Raw genomic sequence first — 17,731 nt, 5'->3', positions numbered from 1 at the left:
ATTATACCTGTTATATTTGTACTTTACAGACACCATTGAATTTACAAAAAATTCGTTAAGGATAAAAAAACATGGTCAATGGGACTATCAATAAATAATCTTTCTTGAATGACATTATTAAAAAAAGATCTGGATCTTGAAAAAAGGTGGGGCAAACTTCTGGAGGGCTTAAGAGAAATTTTCGGTAAAAAACCTGCAGACTTAAATGCCGTACTGTTTATCATCGGGGTGCAGGAATTGGGCAAGGGACCCCGTCATTTTTCTAAAGAGGAAAAACAAGATTTGATGCATATTGCAACATGTAAAGTCCTGAGCTTATCAGGCTTTTATGTTTTGGATTTTATCGATCAGGATGGTTGGCCTCATTGGAAATTAGAGAAATCCTTGCCACACTTAAATGCCTCCGAACAGGAAAAATTATTAAAAATTCATGTTTTGGAGTATTTTGAAGAAGAATTTGAAATAGACATCCAATGAAAATAATAACCTACAATGTCAATGGGATCAGAGCAGCCATAAAAAAAGGATTTGTGGATTGGTTGAAAATTGCTGATCCTGACATTATCGGGCTTCAGGAAATAAAATCTCTGGAAAACCAGATTGATACCACTATGTTCAAAGACCTGGGATACCATGTTTATTGGTATCCGGCAGTTAAGAAAGGTTATAGTGGCGTAGCGATTTTAAGTAAAAATCCGGCTGATAAGGTCAAATACGGAATGGGAATCGATGCTTACGATGATGAGGGAAGAATCATCCAGGCAGATTACAAAGATTTCACCTTTATTAGTGCTTATTTTCCATCAGGCACCACAGGAGACATTCGACAAGATTTTAAATACCGGTTTTTGGATGATATTTACCATTATACTCAGGATTTATTAAAGGGTTATCCTGATTTGATCCTTAGTGGGGATTACAACATATGTCACAAAGCCATTGACATACACAACCCCATCTCAAATAAAAACACTTCCGGGTTCTTACCTGAGGAGAGGCAATGGATGGACAAACTCACCTCTTCTGGATTGGATGATAGTTTCCGTTTACTCAATAAGGAAGCCCATCAATACAGTTGGTGGAGCTATCGTGCCAATGCCAGGGACAACAATAAAGGATGGCGAATAGACTACCACATGACAAGTCCATCTATTAGCAAGCAGGTAAAGGAAGTAGACATACTACAGCAGGTACATCACTCGGACCATTGTCCTGTAAGCCTAAATCTCTAATTGAAAAAATTAATTTAATCATGATTAAAGCCTAAAAAATCAATGAAATCAATAAAAATTTCTATACCATCTATAATTGAAAATATAACAATTATTGAGAGTTTCATTGATAATGCCAAAGAGAAATTCCAAATCAGCGATGACATCTACGGCAATATCATGATTTCTGTTACCGAATGTGTGAGCAACGCCATTATCCATGGTAACAAGGAAGACAAAAAGAAATCTGTACGTTTAGAGGTAAAATTTCTGGAGGACCAGCTGAAATTCATCATCGAGGATGAAGGAAGGGGTTATGATTACCAACATTTGAACGATCCAACCTCGCCTGAAAACCTGCAAAAATCAGGGGGTAGGGGAGTCTTTATCATGAGGCATTTGTGCGATGAAATTAATTTTGAAAATGAGGGAAGCAAAATCACCCTCACTTTTTATATGAATTGACATGGCCATAAATTTCTTTGAAGAAGGAGTCCAATCAAGAATTAACCAAAAAAGAAAAATCAAGGATTGGATTAAAACAGCAGCAAAAGAAAAAGGATTCCATATTTCAACCCTCAATTACATCTTTTGCACGGATGATTACCTGTTACAAATCAATAGAAATTATTTAAACCATGATACATTCACAGATATTATCACCTTTGACCAGGCAGAGCAGGAAGGAGAAATTGAGGGGGATATTTATATCAGCATTGATCGTGTAAAAGAAAATGCAACCACCCTGGGAGTAATCTATCATGAGGAACTTTTAAGGGTATTGATACATGGTCTCCTTCACCTTTGTGGATTAAAAGATAAAAGTACAAAGGAAAAAAAACGGATGAGGGAGGAAGAGGAAAAAGCACTGAACTTGTTTCAATCACTAAGTGTTCCACGTGGAACACTTTAAGAATAAAAATCAAACAACATTTATGTGTTCCACGTGGAACACCTGAAAAAATCTATATGTTTCCAATTTATGATGTAATCGTAGTAGGGGCAGGGCATGCCGGTTGTGAAGCAGCACAAGCTGCAGCAAAAATGGGTTCAAGGGTATTGTTATGTACGATGAACATGAACACCATAGCGCAGATGTCATGCAACCCAGCTATGGGAGGGGTAGCAAAAGGGCAGATAGTTCGGGAGATTGATGCATTGGGAGGTAAGTCAGGAATCGTTGCAGACAAGTCAATGATACAATTCCGGATGCTCAACAGGTCTAAAGGACCAGCCATGTGGTCTCCAAGAAGCCAAAACGATAGAATGAGATTTGCCGAAGAATGGCGGTTGATATTAGAAAACACCCCCAACGTAGACTTCTGGCAGGAAATGGTTACGGGTCTCATCGTCAAAAACAAGAAAATCGCAGGGGTTAGAACAGGATTAGGACTCGAGATTCAGGCAAAGTCGGTGGTCCTGACTAATGGGACCTTCCTAAATGGTATCATCCATATAGGAGAAAAACAAATGGGGGGAGGAAGAACAGGAGAGAAGGCAGCAACAGGAATTACCGAAGATTTGCGTCAATTGGGCTTTGAATCAGGCAGAATGAAGACTGGTACTCCTCCCAGAGTTGACGGGAGAAGCTTGAATTATTCCTTGATGGAAGAACAAGAAGGAGACGAAAATCCCGAGAAATTTTCCTATTCTCCAACTACCCAGGCACCCATTAAGCAGAGAAGCTGTTGGATCACCTATACGAATAAAGAGGTCCACGACTCGCTTACAGAGGGCTTTGACAGGTCCCCCATGTTTAATGGCAGAATTCAAGGACTGGGACCACGCTATTGCCCTTCCATAGAAGACAAGATCAATCGGTTTGCCGAAAGAGACCGGCATCAAATTTTTGTCGAACCGGAAGGCTGGGACACGGTAGAGATATATGTAAATGGCTTTTCCACATCTTTGCCGGAAGACGTACAATTCAAGGCTTTGAGGAAAATAACCGGCTTTGAAAATGCCAAAATGTTCCGACCTGGTTATGCCATAGAATACGACTATTTTCCTCCCACACAGTTAAAATTGAGTCTGGAAACTAAATTGATTGACAACCTCTTTTTTGCAGGACAAATTAACGGTACTACAGGATATGAGGAAGCAGCCTCACAGGGATTAATTGCCGGCATCAATGCTCATAAAAAAATCAAGGATGAAGAACCATTTATCCTTAAACGCTCAGAATCTTATATTGGCGTTTTGATAGATGATCTGATCAATAAAGGCACAGAAGAACCCTATAGAATGTTTACTTCCAGAGCTGAGTTCCGACTGCTATTGCGTCAGGATAATGCTGATCTCCGATTGACATCCTATGGTTATCAAATGAATTTAGCTGATGAAACCAACTATCAGTTAATGAAAGACAAGATGTACGATACTGAAAAGCTCATAGCCAAACTGGAAAAAATCCGGGTTACCCCGGACGCTATAAATGCTGCATTGATTCAAAACAAAACGGCTACAATCAAAGAAAATACTACCATAGAAAAATTACTGAAACGGCCCCAGTTGGGAATAAGCGATCTGATGAGAATGAATCAAGAGCTAAAAGATGAGTTAGCTCCATTTGATAAAAATGTACTCGAGCAAGCAGAAATTCAGATCAAGTACCGATCCTATATAGACAAAGAGAGACAAATGGTGGAAAAAATAAGCAATCTGGACAATATGAAAATTCCCAGCCATATGGATTATTCAACCATAAAGGCACTTTCAGCAGAAGGAAGACAAAAATTAAACAAGATCAAGCCAGAAACCATAGGCCAGGCATCCAGAATAAGTGGTGTTTCACCCGCAGACATGTCCATTATAACCATATACCTAGGGAGATAAAATGTATGAAAGATTAACCAAATGCCCTCTTTGTAAAAGTGAGCTTTTTATTAATCAAATGGTGGTAAAGGACCATGCTTATAGCAAAGAATCATTCATCATTTGTGCATGTAAGAATTGCAACCTTTGGTTTACCAACCCGCGACCTGATGAAAAAAACATTGGAAAATATTACGCTGGAGACAACTATATATCCCATCAAAGTAAAATCAAAGGTTTAAAGGATTTCTTATACAAGGCAGTAAGAAAATATACCTTAAAGCAAAAGCTGAAAGAAATTAATTCGCGTTCCATTCAAAAAGGGAAAATTCTGGATTTCGGTTGCGGTATGGGCCATTTTGTCAAAACCTGTCAGGATAATGGCTGGGAAGCTTATGGAATGGAACCAAACCAATCAGTTGCTAAACTTGCTCAAGAAGACAATAAAATCAATTTAATTGAAGATTTTTCTGCTCTGGAGAAACAAAAAAAATTCGATGTTATTACGCTATTCCATGTTCTGGAACACATACACCATCTAAATAAAACAGTTAAAATTCTATTGAGCAAATTAAAGAAACGGGGACTTCTTTATATTGCAGTACCCAATAGAACATCTCAAGACGCAGCATTTTTTAAGGAAAATTGGGCAGCATTGGACGTACCAAGGCACCTGTATCATTTTAATGAAGCATCCATGAAGTACCTGGTAGAGAAAAATGAATGTAGAATTACTGAAATCTTACCCATGCCTTTTGATAGTTATTATGTGTCACTTTTAAGCCATCAATACACTGGATCAAAAAACAAATACTTGAAAGCCATAAAAGCCGGGTATCTGTCCAACAAAGCAGCGCAAAAGAACAATAATTATTCAAGCTTACTTTTTATCATCAAAAAGAAATGAGGTTCATCTTTAGGTACTTTCTTCCAATAACCACTCTAATTATTAGCTCATGTGCAAAACAAAGCTCTCCAATGGGTGGACCAGTAGATGAAGATCCACCAGTCCTGCTATACTCCAATCCACAAAATGAAAGTACGAACACCTCACCTTCAGAAATCAATTTGGAATTTAATGAATATGTGAAATTAGAAAACCCAAACCAATCCATAATCATTACACCAAGAGTTGAAAAAGATAAAATGGAATTTCTGGCTATCAAAAATAGAGTCAATATTGAATTGAATCAGGAATTGGAAGAAAATACAACTTACTTATTCAATTTTCAAAAAAGTATACAAGACATTACAGAAGGCAATCCCGCAGAGAGATTGAAACTTGTATTTTCCACTGGCGAAAATATTGATAGTTTAAAAGTTTCAGGTACGGTTGCTTATATTGATCCATTTGTGGAACAAAATTTCGAAGATGTCCTTGTCGGTCTGTACAGCATTGCCGACACTACAGATTTATTCAATGCTCCGCCGTATTACATTGCACAACCCGACTCAACCGGATATTACGAGATAACGAATATTAAGGCCGGGACATTCAAGGCTTACGCCTGGCATGATGAGAACGGATCCTTAAAGGCAGAATACAGAAATGAAGCTTATGGCTTTGCACCAGACACCATTACCATAGATAAAAACCGGCAAAATTTACACTTCAATTTAGCCAAAGGAGATTTATCGCCATTAAAAATTAATCGAAGTTCAAGCACAGGCTCAAATTTCGATATCATTCTTAGCAAACCTCTAGCGGAATTTTCTATAGTCCATCCGGATATCAATACCAACCTTTTTTACAGAATCAATGATAAAAACATCAGGCTATATCATAGAACAATCAAAAATGATAGCATTCCAGTCAACATACTACTTCAAGATTCAGTAGGTTTTAAGGTTGATACAACATTATACGCAAAGTTTGAAGAAAGCGACCGACCTAAAGAAGAATTGAAAATAACTACCAACACGGGTGCCAAGTTTAATCAAACTATCCAGGCAAAACTGGACTTTAACAAACCTCTTTACCAAATAGTCTACGATTCCCTTTACGTACAGTATGATTCCGCTTCCTATATCCCGATAAATCAATCAATGGTCAGTATACCTGACAGCAGTCATTTACATACTACGATTAACATTAATATAGCATTACCCGATTCGGTAAAGAACAGTTCTTTTAAGCTATTTGCAGCTGATTCTACATTTATGGATGTGGAAGGTCTTTGGAATGAGTCACCTGTAGACGCTACTTACACACGGTTGAAAACTGATAATCTTGCAGACGGTATTAATGGAACAGTTAATATAAACGAAAGACCGATTATCTTACAACTACTCAATAGCAAAGGACAGCTCATCAGAGAAATATACCTGACTGACACCAATTATTTTGAATTCAAGGCCATAGAAGCTACCAATTACAAGATACAAGCCATTATTGACAGAAATCAAAACAGAAGATGGGATCCAGGTAATTATTATGAGAATATTCAACCAGAACCTATTTATGCCTTCTTTGATGAAGAAACCAACAAACATGAGTTTATTTTGAGAGGAGGATGGACATTAGATGACCTGGTTATAGAACCAAAATTAAATTCTGGGTTTAATATAGAAGAAGATATGACCAAGGATGGACCCGCAATAAAATTACCCATTGAAATTTTGACCATTACTGAAGAAGACTTACTTAATTAACTCATAATCAGACAATTATGTTAATTTTATTTCAAGAGAAAAACTGTTGATAAGACAAAATTAACAGTGGATAAAAAACAAAAAGACCTGAATAACAAACAACGGAAGTTCATTAAAAAAAGCCATTACCGTATAGAAATGTATCCCTGGTGATAAGTCCATTTTTATCAACCCTTATCAACACCTAACCACCAAAATAAATATACACATCATTGCTTGAAACACATTATCAACCAAAAACAACCGAATCAAATTAAACATCTCATTTACACTAAATTAAGCAAGAAATAATTGTGTATAAGCTGTTGATGAAAGTAAATTGATGAGGGAGAAAAGTTGAAAACATTTATTTAACTGAGATACCCACATATCCACCTTATAATAATAACAATAGATTTTTTTAATTCAATCTTTTCTAATTGTTATATCCTTGTTGATATCTCTTTTCTGTTTTTGAATCGTAGTTCTTAGGTGGCTTATTTTTGAATCGATTCTTTATTTTAAATGCAGTTTATACCTAGATGATTCTCAAAAATAAATTATCCGTTTTATTATGCATGCATAATTATTTTCAGTAACTTAAAGTTAAGATTAACTTTAACTGATGAAAAAGGAAGAAACGATAGATTTTCATATCAAATCCTGCTGGCATTCCATATCCAGAATGTACAATCAAAAAGCCAATATGGAGGGCCTTACGACATCTATGGGATTTGTTCTGATTAATATTGATTCTACCGAAGGAGCGGCAGCAACAAAAATTGCCCCCTTGATGGGTTTGGAATCCAGAAGTTTGACCCGGATCTTAAAATCCATGGAGCAGAAGGGATTGATTAGAAAATCTCCGGATCCGGTCGATAAAAGATCCGTAAGAATATTTCTTACACCACTGGGAAAGGAAAAAAAATCCGTTGCGGTACAGACTATAAAGTATTTTAACGAACAGGTTAGGAATGTTCTTTCAGAACAGGAAATGAAATCGTTTTTTACGCTGTTTGAAAAAATTAATCGGGTGATTCAAAACATTCAGAAAGGTTAGAAAGCATTAAAAAAATAATAGATCAATGAAAAAAAGCATAAAAAAAGTAGCCGTTTTGGGATCAGGAATTATGGGATCCAGAATAGCTTGCCATTTTGCAAATATCGGCGTTCAGGTATTGCTTTTGGACATGGTTCCAAAAGAGCTTAACGATCAGGAAAAGAAAAAAGGGCTGACACTGGAAAATGAGCAGGTCAGAAATAGGATTGTAAATAAAGCTTTGCAGGATACGCTATCGGCTAAGCCTTCTCCCATATATGACAAAGAATTTGCCAATCGTATTGCTACCGGGAATTTTGATGATGATTTACCCAAAATCAAAGATGCTGACTGGATCATTGAAGTGATTATCGAGAACCTTGAAATCAAACAGGGACTCTTCGAAAAAGTAGAAAAATACCGGAAACCCGGCACTTTAATTTCTTCCAATACTTCAGGTATACCTATTCATTTGATGGCAGATAACAGATCTGAAGATTTTCAACAATGTTTTGCCGGTACCCACTTTTTCAATCCACCAAGGTATCTTCGCTTATTGGAGATTATCCCCGGTCCCCAAACAAACCCGGAAATTATTGATTTCATGATGGATTATGGGGATCGATTTTTAGGGAAAGAAACAGTTTTGTGCAAGGATACACCCGCATTCATTGCCAATAGGATTGGAGTTTATGCCATCATGTCGGCCATACATATTATTGAGAAAATGGGTATGGGCGTATCAGAAGTAGACAAACTTACTGGTACAGTCATTGGCAGGGCAAAATCAGGAACTTTCAGAACCTTAGATGTAGTAGGATTGGATACCACTGTACATGTAGCCACGAATTTGTACCAGGTTCTTGAGCATGATGAATCAAGAGAGCGATTTAAGCTGCCAAAAAGTGTATCTGTACTCAAGGAGAATGAATGGTATGGTGATAAAAGTGGCAAGGGCTTTTACCATATGATCCGACATGAGAATGGCAAAAAGGAACTTAAGGAAATTGATTTCAATACCTATTCCTACAAACCAGCGGAAAAACCAAAAATCAAAGCTTTGGAGGCTTCCAAAGGAATAGATAACCTGAAGGAAAGAATCAAATTTCTTGTAAATTTTGATGATAAAGCCGGTGAATTTTACCGGGCAACATTTTATGATCTTTTCAGGTATTGTTCTTTTAGAATTCCTGAGATAGCCGATGAATTGTACCGCATCGATCAGGCTGTTTGTGCAGGTTTTGGTTGGGAATACGGACCCTTTGAAAACTGGGATATTCTTGGCGTTAAGGAAACGGTTCAACAGATGGAAAAATCCGGAGACAAACCGGCCAGCTGGGTTTATGAAATGTTGGAACAAGGAGTAGGCAGTTTTTATAAGGTTGTTAATGGAAGTAAAAACTATTATGATATAGCGTCTAAAAGCTATAAAGTCGTCCCTGGATTGGAGGATTTTATCTTGCTGGATACCCTCAAATCGGCCAACAAAAAATTATGGGGAAATGAGGGAGCTTCTATTTATGATATCGGCAATGAAGTAATAGGTTTGGAATTTCATACAAAAATGAATTCTCTGGGCCAGGAAGTAGTGGAAGGCATTAACAAGGCAATCGGTATGGCAGAGAAGTCGTACAAAGGTCTGGTAATTGGCAATGAAGGAGCAAATTTTTCCGCAGGTGCAAATTTGGCCATGCTGTATATGTTTGCCGGAGATCGGGATTTTGATGAAATTGATATGATGATTGCGCAATTTCAACAAACCATGATGCGAGCCCGTTTTTCATCTATTCCAGTCGTGGTTGCACCACACAATATGGCATTGGGGGGAGGATGTGAATTGTCTCTTCATGCAGATCTCGTACAGGCCCATGCAGAATTGTATATGGGATTGGTAGAAGTAGGTGTTGGCTTAATTCCGGCTGGAGGCGGGACCAAGGAAATGACCCTTAGGTTTTCAAAGAATCTGGTTTCAGGAGATGTTGAACTCAACCGATTACAGGATACATTTATGAATATAGCCACAGCCAAAGTTTCCACATCAGCGGAAGAGGCCAGAAATTTAGGTTACCTGGAACAAAAGGATAGTATTTCCCTGAACCGAAAAAGACAGTTGGCAGATGCCAGGGAAAAAGTCTTGATGCTGCATGATGCCGGCTATAGCAGGCCACTGGAGAGAGAAGATATCCGGGTGTTGGGCAAATCTTCTTTGGCCTTGTTTGAAGCGGGAATTACAGGTATGCTTTATGGATCTTATATCTCTGAACATGATGCCAAAATAGCTAGAAAGCTGGCCTGGGTCATGAGTGGTGGGGATTTATCCGAAGCTACCGAAGTAAGCGAAAAATACCTTTTGGATTTGGAAAGGGAAGCCTTCCTAAGTCTTACCGGAGAAAAGAAGACCTTGGAAAGAATTCATAGTATTCTATTTAAAGGAAAGCCTTTAAGGAATTAAGCAATAACATGATGCTGCAGGGAAAATACCATTCCGTATTTCCTTTGGCAGTGATTATACTTAAAATTTTAAATCAAATCTAACAATGGACGCATATATCATCGAAGGTTATCGGTCAGCAGTGGGAAAAGCAAAAAAAGGAAGTTTTCGTTTTTATCGACCGGATGACCTGGCAGCTGATGTTATCAAACATTTGGTTGCTGAAATTCCCGGCTTGGAAAATAAAATGGTGAACGATCTTATTGTCGGCAATGCCATACCGGAAGCGGAACAGGGTATGCAAATGGGGCGCATGATTTCCTTGCTGGCATTGGGAAAAGAAAATCCGGGCTTTATTGTTAACCGGTATTGTGGTTCGGGTTTAGAAGCCATTGCCCTGGCTACAGCGAAAATCAAAATGGGTATGGCAGATTGTATCATTGCCGGGGGTACGGAATCCATGTCAATGGTACCGATGATGGGTTATAAAACAGCATTGAACTGGAATATTGCCTCAAAAAACGCAGACTATTACCTGAGTATGGGTTTGACAGCCGAAGAACTGGCCAGGGATTACCAGGTAAGTCGTGAAGATGCGGATCAGTTTTCCGTCAAATCTCATGAAAAAGCATTGAGCGCCATAGAAAATGGCAGGTTCAAGGACGAAATTGTCCCTGTGGAGGTAGAAGAAACCTATCTGGATGAAAATAAAAAAAGACAAACAAGAAAATTCACTGTGGAAACCGACGAAGGTCCCCGCCCAGGTACTACCATGGAGGTTTTGGCAAATTTAAAACCTGTATTCAAACAAGGAGGACAGGTAACGGCAGGTAATTCTTCTCAGACTTCTGATGGGGCTGCTTTTGTGGTGGTTATGTCGGAACGATTGATGAAAAGCCTTAATCTGGAACCTAAAGCAAGGTTGGTTTCTTACAGCGTGGCTGGGGTTGAACCCAGGATTATGGGAATCGGACCTAAAGAAGCTGTCCCAAAAGCCTTAAAGCAGGCGGGTTTAAGCCTTAATCATATTGACCTGATAGAGCTGAACGAAGCATTTGCCACTCAGGCACTGGCCGTGATCCGTTCGCTGGATTTTGATCCGGATATTGTAAACGTAAATGGTGGGGCTGTGGCATTAGGTCATCCTTTGGGATGTACGGGTGGAAAACTTACCGTACAGATGATGTATGAATTGGCCAAAAGGAACAAAACATATGGTCTGGTTACCGCATGTGTCGGAGGTGGTCAGGGCGTAGCTGGGGTAATCGAAAGGCTCAGCTAAAAAAAATGCTTGATAAAATTCTCTAAGCTAACAAAAAATTAAAATGGAACCGTTGACAAAAAATAATGCCCTAAATGGTGGAGCGTATTTGATCAGGGAAACAGCAGCTGCTGATGTTTTTATTCCTGAGGCATTTACCGAAGAACAAAAAATGATGGCGCAGGCTTGCCAGGAATTTTTGGATAAAGAAATTTTACCCAAAATGGAAGAAATTGACAGCATGCAAAACCCTGATTTGGTACCTCAAATTTTAAAAAAGGCAGGAGAATTGGGTTTGCTGGCAATTTCGGTGCCGGAAGTGTATGGGGGTCTGGGCATGAGTTTCAATACTTCCATGCTGATCGCAGATATCATTGGTGCTGCCGGTTCTTTTTCTACTACCTATGGGGCGCATACCGGCATTGGAATTCTCCCTGTATTGTATTATGGTACTGATCAACAAAAAGAAAAATACCTTCCCAAACTTTCCAATGCAGCATGGGCAGCTTGTTATTGCCTGACAGAACCTGATGCGGGATCGGATGCCAATAGCGGAAAAACCAAAGCTACCTTAAATCCGGAAGGGACCCATTACCTGATTAACGGGCAAAAAATGTGGATTTCCAATGCAGGCTTTGCCGATTTTTTTATTGTCTTTGCCAAAGTGGATGAGGACAAAAATCTTTCCGCCTTTTTGGTGGAAAAAACCTTCGGTGGTATTTCCATGAATGAGGAAGAGAAAAAGATGGGCATTAAGGGAAGTTCCACCCGCCAGGTATTTTTCAAGGACTGTCCGGTTCCGGTAGAAAACATGCTCGCTGAAAGAGGTCAGGGATTTAAGATTGCCGTTAATATTCTGAATATTGGCCGGGTAAAATTAGGGGCAGGCGTGCTGGGAGGATGTCGCAGGATTTTGGGTCTTTCCCTACAATATGCATCCGAAAGAAAGCAATTTGGGGTTTCCATTGATTCCTTTGGTGCAATAAAGGCCAAACTGGCAGAGATGGCCGTCAAAACTTATGCATGCGAATCATTGTGTTACCGTGCCGGACAAGATATAGAAGATCGTATTGCAGCATTGGAGGCTGAAGGTATGGAATCCAACAAAGCCAAGCTTAAGGGTGTTGAGGAATTTGCCATTGAATGCGCTATTGCAAAGGTTCATGGGTCTGAGGTATTGGATTATGTGGTAGACCAGGGTGTTCAGGTATACGGAGGCATGGGTTATTCTGCCGAAGCACCCATGGAGCGGGCTTACCGCGACGCACGGATTTCCAGGATTTACGAGGGAACAAACGAAATCAATCGGATATTAATGGTGGGCATGCTGCTAAAGCGAGCCATGAAAGGGGAATTGAACATCATGGAGGCTGCCCAAAAAGTAGGGGAGGAATTAAAAGCCGTTCCCGATTTTTCAAATCCGGATGATGATGCACCTTTATCCAGGGAAAAAGCCGTTTTGAATAATCTGAAGAAAGTTTTCCTTATGATTGGAGGGCAGGCAGCCCAAAATCTGGGAGATAAACTGGAAACAGAGCAGGAGATCATGATGAATCTGGCCGATATCATGATTGAAATATATGCAGCGGAGTCGACAATCTTGAGAACGGAGAAGTTGATTGCCCTGAAAGGCAAAGACGCTGCGAAGATCCATCTGGCCATGAGCCAGGTGTATCTTTATGAAGCAGTGGAAAAAATAAATGCTGCCGGCAAAGAAGCCATTTATTCCTTTACCTCCGGGGATGAGCAAAAAGTACTATTAATGGGATTGAAAAGGTATACTAAAATTAATGCAGTCAATACCAAAGCCCTGAGAAGGGAAATAGCGGCTTCCCTGATAGCAGAAGGCAAGTACTTCTTTTTTCATGCCTGAATGCTGAGCAAGTAAAATGTTACCTACTAATACAGATCAAAATGCCTGAAGCCTGGCTTAGGGGAGCAGTCCCCGAAATTCCTTTTTTATTGCAACCTGCTGCCCATGCCCTGATACAAAGTGCAGAAGACCTGAAAATTTACATGGAAAATTTTCGGGAGGAATATTTATGGGAAAAAGTCGCCGGCCGTGCTGCTGTGGGCTTTCATATCCAGCATATGGCAGGAGTAATAGACCGGCTTTTTTCCTATGCGGCAGGAAAATCCCTGAATAGCAAACAACTCGAATATTTAAAAAAAGAAGGTATTCCTGATCCCGGATTAACAAGCCAAATGTTGGTTGATACTTTTGAAAATAAAGTGATGCAGGCCCTGGCTATTTTTAAAAGCACAACAGCCGAAACTTTGATGGAACCCCGTTATGTTGGACGGAAAAGGTTACCCAGTACTGTTTTAGGTTTATATTTTCATGCTGCCGAACACAGCCAGCGGCATCTGGGTCAATTGTTGGTAACGGTAAGTGTGCTTAAAGAAAAAGAAGAAAAGCGGATATAGACAACTGTTAATTCAAGGAAAAAATAATCCTGCAGACCCTAGGAAAAAATCAAAATCCTTATCTTTAGTCCTATGAAAAAAATGGCTATTCTACTGATATTGATGGGGCTGGGTTTTGGTTATGCCCCTGCTCAAAAAACCACCCAAACCGAAAACATCTTCCTGATAACAGTGGACGGCCTTCGCTGGCAGGAAATGTTTAAAGGTGCTGATTCTTTATTTGTGGATGACACGGGAATGATCGAATCTCAAGGCTCACTGCTGAAGGAATTTTGGGATACAGATCCCCAGAATCGCAGGGAAATGCTCATGCCCTTTACCTGGTCTACTCTGGCAAAAAAAGGGCAGCTTTATGGCAACCGTGCCTATGGAAATCAGGTCGATCTGCAAAATGATATGCTTTTTTCCTACCCTGGCTACAACGAAATTTTAACCGGCTCTGCAGATGATGAACGCATCAATTCCAATGCAAAAAAAAATAATCCAAACATTACCCTGTTGGAACACCTGCAACAGGTACCTGAATTTAAGGGAAAGATATTGGCTTTTGGCAGTTGGGATGTTTTTCCCTATATCATCAATAAGGAGCGCAATGGAATCCCGGTGAATGCCGGGTTTGATAAAGCAGCAGGTCCCGATCTCACTGAGAGGGAAATGCTGATCAACCAGTTTCAGGATGAAATTCGTGGTCCCTGGGCAGGGGTAAGGCTGGATGCCTTCACCCACCACTATGCCATGGAAGCCATCAAAAAAACCGGTCCCAGATTGGTGTACATTGCTTACGGGGAACCTGATGACTGGGCCCATGACAACAGGTATGACGAATACCTGCATTCCATCAAGCAGTTTGATGCCTACCTGAAAGAACTTTGGGAATACATTCAGTCCACACCACAGTACAAGGACAAAACCAGCATGATCATTACCACAGATCATGGCAGAGGTATTGATAAGGCTACCTGGACGGGCCATGGTTCAGAAATTCCCCGTTCCAAAGAAATTTGGCTTGCAGCTATCGGCCCTGATAGTCCGGCATTGGGAGAAGTGAAAAAGGAGGAAGTATCTTATGCCTCCATGATTGCCCGGACAGTATTCCAATTGCTGGGACTGAAATATCCCGATGATAAAGCTGCAGCTTCCATTGCCGGGATTTTGCCATGAATAAGTGGTTTGCCCTGATTTGGCCATGTTTTTTTCTCCAGGCTCTTGGGCCGGATCAGGAATGGGTAGGCTATAGGGAGGCATTTTTTGAAAATGATCAAAAATCACCTTTATGGAATCCTGGAGATCGATTCGAGCAGAATACATTTCAAAGTCTATGACCTGGAAGGAAATACCATGGATGAAATGAGCTTCTCGAAATGAAAATAATCTGAATTTATTCTCAGGAAAGTGACATAAACGAAAAAAGGCCTGCCATTTGGCAAGCCTCGCTGATTAGGTTTTTATGGTATTATTCTGGTAACAAGACTCCGTCTATGACATGTATCAGGCCATTGCTTCCGGAAAGATCAGCAGTTGTGACCGCGGCCCCATTGATCATCACTTTTCCGTCGGTAATGGAAACGGTTATTTCCTGTCCATTTAGCGTTTTTACTACCTGTCCGCCTGACAAATCCGCTGCCAACCATCGCAACGACAGGCGAGGGGAGATCCTCTCTCAGGATTCGGAAGGGTTTAAAAAAAAAGTTATTTTTAAGCCTTGAAATCGACACGATTAATATAATCATTAAATCCAGGGCAATGATTATTTTAATCGTCAAAGATTCCATCTGACCATTAAAATCAAATTATAAACAGATGAAACGGAGCCTGCCTCAGGCATGAGGGGAACGTCAAACAGGGGGATGGATGTGAGCTTCTCCCGAAAGTCGGAAACCTTCAGTCGGGGGCAGGTTATGACCATTAAAGAACAATTGTAAACATATGAACAATAGATCAGGAATACTTTATCCATTGACGCTCCTTTGCCTGATCCTGGCAAATGGATGGACCATTCACTTGCTGCCAGCTCAATCCGGTGCAAAACCCAGAATTGAGAATGGCGAAGCACAGGAAGTGCTGGCCTTCAAGGATCCTTCCCGCTGGATCCGGCATGACCTGTGGGTTGAAACCGAATTTGATTCAGATGCCGACGGGCAACCCGACCGCATGCATGTGGCCGTGACCCGTCCTTACCAAACCGAATATGAAGGCTTAAAATTGCCCGTGATTTATGTCAGCAGTCCTTATTTTGCAGGGGTGGCACCGGATGTGGACGGCTTGTTCTGGGATGTGCGTCACGAACTGGGTTACCCGCCGGAAGAAAGGGTCTCTCCGCAAGTAACCCCCATCAACAACCGGCCATTTATTTCCGATTCGCATATCCAAACCTGGGTGCCCAGGGGCTATATCCTGGTACATTCCTCCTCTCCGGGAACAGGCTTGTCACAAGGCAGCCCTACCGTGGGTGGTAAAAACGAATCTTTGGCTCCCAAAGCCGTAATCGACTGGCTCTGTGGAAGGGCCAAAGGCTTCACCCATCCTCAGGGAGGAGATCCTGTGGAGGCCTATTGGTCTACCGGAAAGGTAGGCATGACCGGCACTTCCTATAATGGCACCATTCCCCTGGCCGCAGCCACTACTGGCGTGGAGGGACTGGAAGCCATCATTCCCATAGCGCCCAATACTTCCTACTACCATTATTACCGCTCCCATGGATTGGTGCGTTCTCCGGGAGGTTACCTGGGAGAAGATATTGACGTATTGTATGATTTTATCCACAGTGGCGACACCTCCAAAAGGGCCGGGAACAATGCCCGTATCCGCGATATCGAAATGAAGGAAGGCATGGATCGGGTGACCGGAGACTACAATGATTTTTGGGCGGGCAGGGATTACCTGAACCAGATGGAGCCCATGAAAGCCGCCCTGCTGATGGCGCACGGATTCAACGACTGGAATGTGATGCCCGAACACAGTTACCGGATCTATAAAAAAGCCGAATCCATGGGCCTTCCGGTGCAATTGTACTATCACCAGGACGGGCATGGCGGACCGCCTCCCATGCGCATGATGAACCGCTGGTTTACCCGGTACCTGCACGGGGTAGAAAACGGGGTTGAAGACGATCCAAAAGTATGGATCGTTCGGGAAAATGACAGTCAGGAGAATCCGTCCCCCTATGAAGCCTACCCCCATCCACAATCTGAAGCCGTCCCGCTTTTTCTGGAAGGGGCCGCCCCGGCAGCAGGTAAGCTGCAGCTGGAGAAACCAGCCCGGCAGGGAAAGGAAACCCTGGTGGACAATTTTTCCTTTGACGGAGCTTCACTGGCCAGGGCCGAAATTACCGATCACCGCTTGTTGTTTTTAAGTCCGGAGCTGAAGGAGGACCTGCACCTCTCAGGGCTTGCAGAGATGAACATCCGGCTGGCTTCCAGCAAGCCTGCCGCCAATCTCTCCGTTTGGCTGGTTTCCCTGCCCTGGAACGAAGGAAAAAATGCCAAGATTACGGACAATATCATCACCCGAGGTTGGGCCGATCCGCAAAATCACCGTTCCCTGACAGAAAGCGAGCCCTTGAAGCGGGGCCGGTTTTATTCGCTTTCCTTTGAGCTGCAGCCTGATGATCAGATCATACCCAAAGGGCAGCAGATCGGTTTGTTGATTTTTTCCAGTGACAAGGAATTTACCCTCTGGCCTGAACCCGGCACGGAGCTGACAGTGGACCTGGATGCCAGCTACCTGCAATTGCCGGTAGTGGGAGGTATGGAGGCCTATCAGGCGGCTACAGAATAATAAATTCACCACAGATAGGTTCAGGAAAAATAGGCACCACGGATAACACAGATAAACACAGATAAATTGGGGATTGGGTCAGGTTTATATTCAGGAAAAAAATAATCTGTGCGAATCCGTGAGAATCAGTGGTGGAAAAA

15 protein-coding genes are annotated in these 17,731 nt (G+C 41.3%); 14 read left to right on the top strand and 1 reads right to left on the bottom strand.

All coding sequences use genetic code 11. The features are described from left to right. The first annotated feature begins 108 nt into the window (after positions 1–108). The 13 genes from HUJ21_RS15725 (at position 109) to HUJ21_RS15665 (ending at position 14,975) form a co-directional block, all read left to right on the top strand. Positions 109–477, top strand: coding sequence for a hypothetical protein (locus HUJ21_RS15725; protein ID WP_291371435.1), 369 nt, complete (start codon positions 109–111; stop codon positions 475–477). After that, the gene (locus HUJ21_RS15720) at positions 474–1,232 is read left to right on the top strand and encodes an exodeoxyribonuclease III (RefSeq protein WP_291371433.1); all 759 of its coding nucleotides are present in this window, start codon (positions 474–476) and stop codon (positions 1,230–1,232) included. The genes HUJ21_RS15725 and HUJ21_RS15720 overlap by 4 nt, the downstream gene beginning before the upstream one ends. 42 nt (positions 1,233–1,274) lie before the next feature. After that, positions 1,275–1,676 (top strand): ATP-binding protein, encoded by a 402-nt coding sequence (locus HUJ21_RS15715; RefSeq protein ID WP_291371431.1) that lies wholly within the window; start codon positions 1,275–1,277, stop codon positions 1,674–1,676. Position 1,677: 1 nt separating this feature from the next. After that, entirely contained in the window at positions 1,678–2,124 is a 447-nt protein-coding gene (ybeY, locus tag HUJ21_RS15710) for an rRNA maturation RNase YbeY (RefSeq protein ID WP_291371429.1), read from the top strand. Between the two features lie 56 nt (positions 2,125–2,180). Then, entirely contained in the window at positions 2,181–4,046 is a 1,866-nt protein-coding gene (gene mnmG / locus HUJ21_RS15705; RefSeq protein ID WP_291371428.1) for a tRNA uridine-5-carboxymethylaminomethyl(34) synthesis enzyme MnmG, read from the top strand. A 1-nt stretch (position 4,047) separates the two neighbouring features. Further along, positions 4,048–4,932 (top strand): class I SAM-dependent methyltransferase, encoded by an 885-nt coding sequence (locus tag HUJ21_RS15700; RefSeq protein WP_291371426.1) that lies wholly within the window; start codon positions 4,048–4,050, stop codon positions 4,930–4,932. A 71-nt stretch (positions 4,933–5,003) separates the two neighbouring features. Then, a complete protein-coding gene (locus HUJ21_RS15695; protein WP_291371424.1) occupies positions 5,004–6,677 on the top strand; it encodes an Ig-like domain-containing domain in 1,674 nt (557 codons plus the stop codon). Between the two features lie 604 nt (positions 6,678–7,281). After that, positions 7,282–7,716 (top strand): MarR family transcriptional regulator, encoded by a 435-nt coding sequence (locus tag HUJ21_RS15690; RefSeq protein WP_291371422.1) that lies wholly within the window; start codon positions 7,282–7,284, stop codon positions 7,714–7,716. A gap of 25 nt (positions 7,717–7,741) precedes the next feature. Further along, complete coding sequence (locus HUJ21_RS15685; protein ID WP_291371420.1) at positions 7,742–10,147, top strand: 3-hydroxyacyl-CoA dehydrogenase/enoyl-CoA hydratase family protein; 2,406 nt, start codon at positions 7,742–7,744, stop codon at positions 10,145–10,147. Between the two features lie 85 nt (positions 10,148–10,232). Further along, entirely contained in the window at positions 10,233–11,408 is a 1,176-nt protein-coding gene (locus HUJ21_RS15680) for an acetyl-CoA C-acyltransferase (RefSeq protein WP_291371418.1), read from the top strand. A gap of 43 nt (positions 11,409–11,451) precedes the next feature. After that, on the top strand, positions 11,452–13,260 hold the full coding sequence (locus HUJ21_RS15675) for an acyl-CoA dehydrogenase family protein (protein WP_291371416.1): 1,809 nt from the start codon (positions 11,452–11,454) through the stop codon (positions 13,258–13,260). 41 nt (positions 13,261–13,301) lie between these two features. Beyond that, complete coding sequence (locus HUJ21_RS15670; protein WP_291371414.1) at positions 13,302–13,814, top strand: DinB family protein; 513 nt, start codon at positions 13,302–13,304, stop codon at positions 13,812–13,814. An 81-nt stretch (positions 13,815–13,895) separates the two neighbouring features. Further along, positions 13,896–14,975 (top strand): phosphoglyceromutase, encoded by a 1,080-nt coding sequence (locus HUJ21_RS15665; protein WP_291371412.1) that lies wholly within the window; start codon positions 13,896–13,898, stop codon positions 14,973–14,975. Between the two features lie 292 nt (positions 14,976–15,267). Here HUJ21_RS15665 and HUJ21_RS15660 read toward each other — a convergent pair whose 3' ends face one another. Further along, positions 15,268–15,450, bottom strand: coding sequence for a fasciclin domain-containing protein (locus tag HUJ21_RS15660; RefSeq protein WP_291371410.1), 183 nt, complete (start codon positions 15,448–15,450; stop codon positions 15,268–15,270). A 290-nt stretch (positions 15,451–15,740) separates the two neighbouring features. On the opposite strand from HUJ21_RS15660, the gene HUJ21_RS15655 reads away from it, so the two are divergent. Beyond that, a complete protein-coding gene (locus HUJ21_RS15655) occupies positions 15,741–17,591 on the top strand; it encodes a Xaa-Pro dipeptidyl-peptidase (protein WP_291371408.1) in 1,851 nt (616 codons plus the stop codon). Positions 17,592–17,731: the final 140 nt, after the last annotated feature.

The organism is Cyclobacterium sp. (assembly GCF_014762705.1).
In the GTDB taxonomy this organism is placed as follows: Bacteria; Bacteroidota; Bacteroidia; order Cytophagales; family Cyclobacteriaceae; genus Cyclobacterium.
Note: the sequence above shows the minus strand (reverse complement) of the source record. Positions and strands in the feature narration are given on the sequence as shown.